Origin of the sequence: Pseudomonas brassicacearum, from assembly GCF_003732265.1 — a bacterium.
Classification (GTDB): domain Bacteria; phylum Pseudomonadota; class Gammaproteobacteria; order Pseudomonadales; family Pseudomonadaceae; genus Aquipseudomonas; species Aquipseudomonas brassicacearum_D.
The window spans coordinates 1-1,177 of the sequence record NZ_MOBK01000024.1; the positions used below are offsets into that span (position 1 = coordinate 1).

The following is a 1,177-nucleotide window of genomic DNA, read 5'->3' on the forward strand; positions in this document are numbered from 1 at the left end:
CGCTTGTATGTTTAGACTTGAAGGGGTGGGTGGGACTAAAGCTCAGCTTCTGACTCTGACCAGTACAGACCGTGGGAGACTTCGTCCCACCCCTTCACCAAATGCGCCGATAAGGAATGCATCGGCTCGGACCGACGATAGAAACAAGCCAGCGCAACGGTGAACCCCGACAAGTCTTAAAACCCTAGCTCGGAGAGTGGGTCATGACAATCCTTGATTCGCAGGTGGTCATTGGTGTGGACGTCGCGAAGGACGAGATCGTTGTTTATCGATCTGACCAAGAAAAGGTGCAGCTCGTTACCAATGAGCGATCAGCCTTGCAGAAGTGGCTTAAAACACTCCCCGCGCACAGCGCCATCGCACTTGAAGCGACCAACATCTATCACCTCGACACGACGGAACTGGCCCATGAAATGGGCCATGACGTTTACGTCATCGATGGCAGTCGCCTCAACAAATACCGCGACGGGGTAGGCATTCGAGCAAAAACAGATGCCTTGGATGCGGTCCTGCTGGCACGCTACTTGAGCCGGGAATCTGACCGGCTGAGGATCTGGAGCCCGCCGCCAGAGGCCTATACACGGCTCAAAAGCTTGCTCCGTCGCAGGGCCAAACTGATTCAATCCAGAGTGGCACTCAAACAAAGCTGGAGAAACGAACCTCTGTTGAAAGAGGCGTTTGACCTGCTGGTGGCCTCTATGGACCAGTTCGAAAAAGCGATCCAGAAAACATTGAAGGAAATTGTTAACGAAGCCGGGATGCATGATCAGGTGAAACGCTGCCAGGCCGTTGAAGGCTTGGGGGTTCTGACGGCCACCGCAGCGGCTACAGCCTTTATTCGCGGGGACTTTGCCGACAGCGACGAGTACGTTGCCTTCTTGGGTATGGATCCACGCGTGAGGCAGTCAGGGCAGAAAGATCAGAGGCGTCGCCTCTCCAAGCGAGGAGACTCCGAGTTCCGGCGCCTATTCCACAACAGCGCAATGGCCGCCAGCCGTTCGCCAACCTGGAGACCGTTCTATCAACGCTACTTGGCCCGAGGCCTGTCAGGTACCCAGGCCTTGGTCATCCTGGCTCGTAAGCTGGCCAGAGTGGTATTTGCCTTGATGAAAAATCAAAGTGAATACAGCCCAAATTCTATGTTTGGGGGTTCCCCCCAAACATAGAATCTCCCACA

At 54.8% G+C, this 1,177-nt stretch carries 1 protein-coding gene; it reads left to right on the forward strand.

The window, feature by feature from the left end; all coding sequences use genetic code 11:
- Positions 1 to 203 precede the first annotated feature (203 nt).
- The gene (locus BK660_RS29840) at positions 204 to 1,166 is read left to right on the forward strand and encodes an IS110 family transposase (RefSeq protein WP_123436388.1); all 963 of its coding nucleotides are present in this window, start codon (positions 204 to 206) and stop codon (positions 1,164 to 1,166) included.
- Positions 1,167 to 1,177 lie beyond the last annotated feature (11 nt).